This window comes from Clostridium bornimense (assembly GCF_018917145.1).
Taxonomy (GTDB): domain Bacteria; phylum Bacillota; class Clostridia; order Clostridiales; family Clostridiaceae; genus Clostridium_AN; species Clostridium_AN bornimense_A.
The window spans coordinates 1-8915 of record NZ_JAHLOD010000078.1; the positions used below are offsets into that span (position 1 = coordinate 1).

The 8915-nt window shown below is 27.4% G+C and carries 7 protein-coding genes; 6 read left to right on the forward strand and 1 reads right to left on the reverse strand.

Annotation, left to right across the window (positions count from 1 at the left end):
- Positions 1 to 338 precede the first annotated feature (338 nt).
- The 6 genes from KQI30_RS15850 (at position 339) to KQI30_RS15875 (ending at position 8130) form a co-directional block, all read left to right on the forward strand.
- A complete protein-coding gene (locus tag KQI30_RS15850) occupies positions 339 to 2075 on the forward strand; it encodes an ABC transporter ATP-binding protein (protein ID WP_216464319.1) in 1737 nt (578 codons plus the stop codon).
- Positions 2075 to 3859 carry an ABC transporter ATP-binding protein gene (locus KQI30_RS15855; RefSeq protein ID WP_216464320.1) on the forward strand — a complete coding sequence of 595 codons (1785 nt, stop codon included), beginning with the start codon at positions 2075 to 2077 and terminating at the stop codon, positions 3857 to 3859. The genes KQI30_RS15850 and KQI30_RS15855 overlap by 1 nt, the downstream gene beginning before the upstream one ends.
- Before the next feature lie 394 nt (positions 3860 to 4253).
- The gene (locus KQI30_RS15860) at positions 4254 to 5516 is read left to right on the forward strand and encodes a hypothetical protein (protein ID WP_216464321.1); all 1263 of its coding nucleotides are present in this window, start codon (positions 4254 to 4256) and stop codon (positions 5514 to 5516) included.
- 212 nt (positions 5517 to 5728) lie between these two features.
- Complete coding sequence (locus KQI30_RS15865; protein WP_216464322.1) at positions 5729 to 6091, forward strand: YccF domain-containing protein; 363 nt, start codon at positions 5729 to 5731, stop codon at positions 6089 to 6091.
- Positions 6092 to 6189: 98 nt separating this feature from the next.
- Positions 6190 to 7602, forward strand: a complete 1413-nt coding sequence (hydG, locus tag KQI30_RS15870) for a [FeFe] hydrogenase H-cluster radical SAM maturase HydG (protein ID WP_216464323.1) — start codon at positions 6190 to 6192, stop codon at positions 7600 to 7602.
- Between the two features lie 159 nt (positions 7603 to 7761).
- Positions 7762 to 8130 carry a hypothetical protein gene (locus KQI30_RS15875; RefSeq protein WP_216464324.1) on the forward strand — a complete coding sequence of 123 codons (369 nt, stop codon included), beginning with the start codon at positions 7762 to 7764 and terminating at the stop codon, positions 8128 to 8130.
- Here KQI30_RS15875 and KQI30_RS15880 read toward each other — a convergent pair.
- A complete protein-coding gene (locus KQI30_RS15880; RefSeq protein WP_216464325.1) occupies positions 8120 to 8839 on the reverse strand; it encodes a LysR substrate-binding domain-containing protein in 720 nt (239 codons plus the stop codon). The genes KQI30_RS15875 and KQI30_RS15880 overlap by 11 nt on opposite strands.
- Positions 8840 to 8915 lie beyond the last annotated feature (76 nt).

The following is an 8915-nucleotide window of genomic DNA, read 5'->3' on the forward strand; positions in this document are numbered from 1 at the left end:
AATTAGGAGTAATTCTATACAGTCTATATAATTTCCAGTAATCTTTAGCATATTGTAGTGAATTTTATTACTGGAAATACATATTAAATTCACTACAAAATTAATTATACGAGGAGATAGGAATATGTTTTACTTTACAAAAGGCATTAATGCTTCAAATACAAATTTAATAGTGCATGATTATAACCCTATCTCAAGGTCTAATTAGCTTATTTTTAATAATAAAGATTTTACGCGTTAAGGTTATGGTCATTGTCCATAACCTTTTATTTTTTTAGGTTATGGATGGTAAAATTCATAACCTTTTTTTGCGTTAAATAAGGAAAAGGAGGGGTTATGTGAATAGAATAATTAAATATTTAATAAAGCACAAGAATAAATTGTTAGTAGGAACAATATCGATGTTAGTAGTAATTGCTGCTGATCTTTGTATTCCATATATGCAAAAAGAGTTTTTGGATAGTGGAATTATAAAAGGAAATCATACTGTTATTACTTATACAATTGCAGGTATTTTATTAATGTCATTGATAAAAGCAACTTTTGGTTATTGTAAAGAATATTTTTATGATCTTATTAGTAGTGATGTTCATGAAGATATTAAAAATGATCTTTTTAAACATCTTCAAAAGTTAGAATTTGAATATTATGACGGAATGAATACAGGTGAATTAATGTCTAGAATAGGAGAAGATGCAGAGAATATATGGCAAACAATAGGCTATGGATTAAGACTATTTGTTGAAAATATAATTTATTTTGTATTTTCGACAATAATACTTTTTAGTCTTAATTGGCAACTGACATTAGCTTGTATTATAGTAATGATACCAATTGGAGTTATTGAAGTTAAACTTGAAAAAATATTTGGAAGTTGTTATGAAAAAATAAGCGATAAAACTGCAGAGATAAATACAACAGCTCAAGAAAATATAGCTGGAGTAAGACTTGTAAAAGCTTTTGCAAGAGAAAAATATGAAATTAGTAAGTTGCTTAAAATGAATAGGGAATATTATGATTTAAATATGGAGCAAGGAAAAGCTATAGGTAAGTATTTTCCTCCCATTGAATTTTTAACTAATCTATCTTTAATAATAATGATAACTTTGGGTGGTTATCTAGTAATGAAGGATAAAATTACTTTAGGTATTTTAGTTGCCTTTAGTGGTTATATATGGAATCTTATTTGGCCAATGAGAATGCTTGGCGAACTTACAGATATGATATCTAGAACTAGCGCCTCTGCAAAAAAAATATTTAATATCATAGATAGACTACCTGAGATTAAAAGTGATGCTCATTGCTTTACTCCAGAAAATATTAAAGGAGATATTGAGTTTAGAAATGTATATTTCAAATACAATAATGAAAATGTATTAAAAGATATATCTATAAAAATTCCTAGCGGGAGTACTGTTGCTATAATGGGAACAACCGGTTCAGGAAAATCTACTCTAATGAATTTAATAGGACGACATTATGATGTATGTAGTGGTGAAATATTAATAGATGGAGTTAATTTGAAAGATTATAACTTGAAAAGTTTGAGAGGTAATATGTCAATTGTACCACAAGAATCATTTTTATTTTCTGATACTATATTGAACAATATAACATTTAGTAATAATAATGCATCATTTGAAGAAGTAAAAAATGCAGCGACACTGTCTTGTTGTATAAATTTCATTGAAAATTTACCAGAAGGTTTTGATACAGAGATTGGAGAAAGGGGTATCGGTTTATCTGGTGGACAAAAGCAACGTATTTCTATCGCAAGAGCTTTAGTTAGACAAGCTCCAATTATGATTTTAGATGATGCTACTTCAGCATTAGATATGGAAACTGAGCATCGATTATTACAAAACTTAAAAGGTAAAACGAAAACAAGTACCACTTTTATTATCGCTCATAGAATTTCAGCAGTAAAAGATGCTGATATAATTATTTATTTAGAAAACGGAGAGATAAAAGAAAGTGGTACACACAAAGAACTACTTGATAGAAAAGGTGCATATTACAACATCTATTGTCAGCAGTTTAAAGATTTTAGTGATAAAGAAAAAGAGGTGGTATAATGGCCAATGCTATTGAAAGAGACGAGAAGATAATAAGAAGTAAGAGAATTGATATAGTAAAAAGGCTTTTAAAGTATTTATATCCCTATAAGTGGAAATCTATCATAGTAATATTGCTTATGGTTTTTGTTATGCTATGTGGAATAATAAATCCATATCTTTTAAAAGTAGCTGTGGATGAAAAAGTTCCTAAAAATGATATTGAAGGAATACTTATAATTGGACTTACTCTTTTAGTATTAAATACTTTGGCTTGGTTACTATCAAAAATACGATGGTCAATGATTTACTCAATAACTAATAATGTATTAGTTAATATTAGGCATCAATTGTATTCGCATATACAAACATTATCTTTTGATTTTTTTGATAAAAGACCTGTCGGCAAAATTTTAGCTAGGGTGGTAGGTGATGTTAATGCGTTAAAAAATCTTTTTAACCAAAGTATACAAAGTTTAATACCAGAATTATTGAATTTAGTTTTAGTTGCAATAGCTATGATTGCTTTAAATGTAAAGTTAGCGCTTATATGTATATTAATGTTGCCTATCTTGGCTATAGCTATGTTTTATATAGAAATTAACTCAAGGAAAAGATGGGAAATATATAGAAATAAGAGATCAAATTTAAATGCATTTACCCATGAGGAATTTTCAGGAATAAAGGTAGTGCAAGCCTTTGCAAACGAAGATTATGCTAATAATAAATTTAAAAAATTAGTTTTTGAATTAAAACAATCATTTAATAAGGCTGTAAAACTGAATGACTTTTTTTGGCCTTTAGTAGAAATTTTCTCAGGATTTGCTACTGTAGTTGTATTTGTAGTAGGATATAAACTTTTTATAAAAGGAGAAATAGAAGTTGGTACTTTAATCGCTTTTTCTATGTATATAGGTATGTTTTGGAGACCTATAATGAACTTATCAAACTTTTATAATACTTTGATTACCAATTTTGCTGCAGCTGAAAGAATTTTTGATATTTTAGATACAAAACCAGTAATAAAAAACAAAGAGAATGCTAGAAAAATGGATAAAATCAAAGGGTTAGTTGAATTTAAAAATGTAAATTTTGCATATGAAAAAAATATTAATATTTTAAAAGATATTTCCTTTAAGGTTAATCCTGGTGAAAAGGTGGCATTAGTAGGAAGTACTGGAGCCGGTAAATCTACCATTGTATCACTTCTTAGTAGATTTTATGATGTGACAGAAGGGGAAATTCTTGTAGATGGCATAAATATTAATGAAGTAGAGTTGCAATCATACAGAAGTCAAATGGGAGTAATGTTACAAGATACATTCCTTTTTTCTACTAGCATAATGGAAAACATAAGATATGGTAGGTTAGATGCGACAGATGATGAAGTTATTGCGGCAGCTAAAAGTGTTAATGCAGATGAATTTATAATGAAATTGGAAAATGGATATTATACAGAAGTTAACGAAAGAGGATCTAGGCTTTCACTAGGTCAAAGACAGTTAATATCTTTTGCTAGAGCATTATTAGCTAATCCAAGAATATTAATTCTTGATGAAGCTACTGCTAATATAGATACTGAGACAGAAAAATTAGTTCAAGATGGAATTGAAAAATTGCTAGATGGAAGAACTTCATTTGTTATTGCTCATAGATTATCTACAATACGCGATTGTCATAAAATTATGGTAATTGAGAATGGACAAATAGCAGAAATGGGTACTCATGAAGAACTTCTTGATAATAAAGGTATATATTACAATCTATACATGGCACAATATAGTTTTATTAAAGAAGGGGCCTAAATGGCTTAAATAAGAAAGGATGATTTTAATTATGATTAGAGTGAACAAATTATGGGGGAATACCAGTGCATTAATAGGAAATAGAAGATTTAACGAAAATAATATAATGGATAGGCGATGGTGAAGTTGATAAATAAGTTTATTAAGAAATTTTTAAAGAAGAGAAATTCTATATATTTGAAAGATATAAATTTTAATTATTCAGAATATAGACTTTATATACAATCAAGGATGATGAAAGATTCTTATATAAATGAAAAAATTAGATAACTAAAAAATAAGCTGTTCTTCAGAAATTAAAGAACAGCTTATTTTAGGTTCATATTGTAAACTGTTACAATCTCTGGTAAAATATTATAGAAATATTTAAATAAATTAGAAAGTGAGTGAGAAAATGAAAAAAATCAAACAAATTTTATCATTAGCTTTAGCGTATCTGTTATTGATCACTATAGCCCCTATTGATGGTATTAAAGCATTAGCTAAAGAAGAAGATTTGCCAAAATGTCTTCAATATGAAAAAGGAGACTTAAAATCAGTAGTACAATCAAATGAAGGAACAATTATTTCTTATGTAGGTGATGACAAAGAAAAACTTATTTTGTCATCAGTGATAGAGGATAAGTTATCATTATTAGACACAATTGATTTAGAAACTAGTATTATCGATGAAAGCAATAATTTTTATTTTAAGCAAGATAATATAACTGCTCAAGGTACCATTGATGCTACTACAATAAAATCGATCTTTTATAATGAATATTCAAAAGATAGTGAAAAGTTTGTAGAGGAACTCGAAAAATTAGAGAAATATGCAGAGGAATTAGAAAATAGTGAGCAAAGTGATATTTCATCAAAGTTAAATTACAATTGCTCAACTATTAGTAATAATGAATTTAACAATTATAATAATAGCTATTTTAATGATAGTTTAAATGAATATATACAAAATATTGACAAGGTATATGATGCAGAAGTTTTAAATAGCATTGTTGATTTATTATGTGATGATAATATAAAAGAACTCCCAGAAATGAAATTAGAGTTTAATTGCAAAAATACTTATTTCAATATACTTTTAAGTGGTAAAAATTCAAAGGTTACTTTATATAATGCTTTAAAACAAGAATTTGTGATTATAACATCAGAAGGATATAAAATTTATCCAACAGATTTATTATCTAATATTACTATAATATCTAATTCTATATATGGCTATGATATCTCAGCTAAACAATATAAAAAGTATATCTTTACTGAAGGTGGAATTACCTTAGATAGTAAATTTGATAAAGGTATAATTGATGTTACAAAAGATACTAATGATAATATATGGGCACTAAAAGATATTGATGGAAAGAAGTATATATGTAAATTAGAAAATGATAACATGACATTAAAATATCAAGTAGCAGACTTTATGAAAAAACTATATGTATATGACGAAGATAGAATTATTGTATCCGGAGCTGAAGGTTTTACAATTGTAAAAAAAGCAAAAGAAGCTACACCAACTGGAAATGAAAATAATAATACTACTAAACCTAAAACAAGTAAATTACCACAAACAGGTTCTCCAGTAAATACAACTTCTTTATCAATAATGTCATTAATTGCAATTGCTGTTGGTACGATGATAACTAAAAAAAATAGATAAATTAATCTAAAAAAGGCTGTCATAGAAATGTGACAGCTCTTTTATAATGACTAAGTAATACTGTAGAATTATTGATTATGCAATAAATATTTAGAAATTTCCATACAATATAAATTTTAAATGGAATACTTACTTTCTTAGATTTTATCGATATAGGCTAGCTTCATAATATGGTATAATATAGTATCTATGAAAATGGAGGTAAATAAATTATGTCTTGTTTAGGAAATGTATTATGGTTTATTTTTGGTGGATTTTTAAATTCTATAGGTTGGCTGTTAACAGGTGTTTTATGGTGTATTTCTATAATAGGAATTCCAATAGGAATTCAATGTTTTAAAATGGCAAGGCTACAATTGGCGCCATTTGGTAAAGAAATAATTACAACTAACGATAGTATTGGAAATTTTATCTTGAATATATTATGGCTAATTTTTGGTGGTTTCGTGCTATGTATAGGTAACATAATCAGCGGAATTTTATTATGCATTACAATTGTAGGTATACCTTTTGCAATACAATCATTTAAAATGGCAAAACTATCACTTATGCCATTTGGTAAAGAAATTCGATAATTTCTATTTACTGTAGAATAAAATGTGTAATTCATGTTAAAATGTAAATATATATCTAAAATAGAAATGGGAATATTGTATTGAAGGAAGCGAAAAAAATGTACAATGTAAAGTCAAAAATTGCTACAGAATTCATTAATAATGAAGAAATACTTGAAACTATAGAATATGCCAAAGAAAATAGAAATAACAGAAAATTAATTGACGAAATTATAAGTAAAGCAAAGTTATATAAGGGGTTATCTCATAGGGAAGCTGCTGTACTTCTAGAATGTGATTTAGAAGACAAAACTCAAGAAATTTTTGCGTTAGCTAAAGAGATAAAAGAAAAATTTTACGGTAACAGAATAGTAATGTTTGCACCATTATATTTGTCAAACTATTGTATTAATGGATGTACTTATTGCCCATATCATCATGGAAATAAGCATATTGCTAGAAAGAAGTTATCTCAAGAAGAGATTAAAAAAGAAGTTATAGCTTTACAAGATCTTGGACATAAAAGATTAGCATTAGAGACTGGTGAAGATCCAATATATTCACCAATTGAATATGTCTTAGAAAGTATAAGAACTATATACAGTATTAAACATAGAAATGGATCTATTCGAAGAGTTAATGTTAATATTGCTGCTACAAGTGTAGAAAATTATAAAAAACTAAAAGAAGCAGGAATAGGTACATACATACTATTTCAGGAAACCTACAATAAAGAAGTGTATGAAACATTACATCCTACTGGTCCAAAACATAATTATGAATATCATACAGAAGCTATGGATAGAGCTATGGAAGGTGGCATAGACGATGTTGGTCTTGGAGTATTGTTTGGACTCAATATGTATAGATATGATTTTATAGGATTACTTATGCATGCAGAACATCTCGAAGCAGCTATGGGAGTTGGACCACATACTATTAGTGTACCTAGAATACGTCCGGCTGATGACATAAATCCTGATGATTTCGATAATTCGATTTCGGATGATATCTTTACTAAAATAGTTGCTATATTAAGAATAGCTATACCATATACAGGGCTTATTGTTTCAACAAGGGAATCTAAAGAAACTAGAGAAAAATTGCTTAATCTAGGTATTTCTCAAATTAGTGGTGCTTCATCTACAAGTGTAGGAGGGTATGTAGAAAAAGAAAAAGAGAACTCTGCACAATTTGAAGTCAATGATACTAGAACTCTAGATGAAATAGTAAGTTGGCTAATAGATATGGATCATATACCAAGTTTTTGTACTGCTTGCTATAGAGAAGGTCGAACTGGGGATACGTTTATGCATCTTGTCAAAGCAGGTAAAATAGCAAATTGTTGCGGACCTAATGCTCTTTTAACATTGAAGGAATATTTAGATGATTATGCGAGCTTGGAAACAAAAGAAAAAGGTGAGTTACTCATTGGTAAAGAATTAAATAAAATAGATAATATTGAACTAAAAAAAATGTTAGAGGAGAAACTAATAAAAATAGATAATGGTTCTCGTGATTTTAGAATCTGACAAAAAAATACTTCTAATGGCATAATAAAATGTAAGTACCGTTAAAGTTATCCTATGTGATGATAATGTTATATTTATGTAAATATTTACAACAAACATGTTAATATCTCATAGAATAGTGTATAATATACTTAAAATTACTTCAAAGGGGGAGTTAAAATGAAATATTGTCCTCATTGTAATAATAAACTTAAAGTATTTAGCAAAGATGCTTTTGTAACATCAAGGAAATATGACTTAAAATGTGAAAAATGTAATACTGAATTTTCACATACTATACTAGCTGACAGGTATAATACAATATCAACAGTTTTTTTCTTTACAATTATTCTTGTTTTTTTCGATGATATTCAATATTACATAAATAAATTAGTCCATAACAATTTTACTGCTAATGTTATTATAATGTTTATAACCTTTATAGGATTTATCATGATCAATAACTGTAACTTCCCTTGGACAAAATACGAAGTAATATATAAAAAAAATTCAGCTAAAGAAAAACTTAAAGAAGTTTCTACATCTTAGAGTAGTTTTTTAACTCTTCAAGAAATATTTTTGTTGCTTTTGATGTAGTTATATGTTTTGGTAGCAAATATGAAAAATGTCTTACATAATTTCTATCTAAATCAATAATTGAAATCTCTTTATTTTTTGCAGCTGGCATTGCAACAAGTTTTGAGATGATTGTTATTCCGAGGTTATTTCTTACAGCTTCTTTAACAGCGTAATTACTACCTAAGATAATAATATTTTGGGGAGTTAATTCATTTATATCTAAAAACATATTTAAAAATTCTCTTGTTCCAGAACCTTCTTCACGAGCAATCCATGTGCGATTTTTTAATTGATTTAAAGAAAATGTTTTAGTATCAATATAATTATTATAAGGTAGTGCTAAAACCATTTCGTCTTTAAAAAAGTATTCTTGTTCAAAACTAGCTGATGAACAAGTACCTTCTACCAATCCAACATCTAACCTAATATCTTTTAATTCCTTACAAATACTACTAGTATTATTTATAGCAGTTTCAATATCAATATCGGGATACTTTTTAATAAAGTAGGATAAAAAATTGGGAAGTATATATTCTCCAATTGTAAAACTAGCACCTATCTTTATAGAACCTTTAATTGAATCTGATTTATTTTTCATTTCAAGAGTTGTTGTTTCTAATAAAGAAATAATCTCTTTGTAAGCGTCAAAAATTAAGTACCTAGATACTAAAATCTCCAATTGATAAAATTAAGGAAATAACATTTTATCAGGAGGTTAGGTATGTATAAAAAATTAAGTAATGATGAATGGAGAG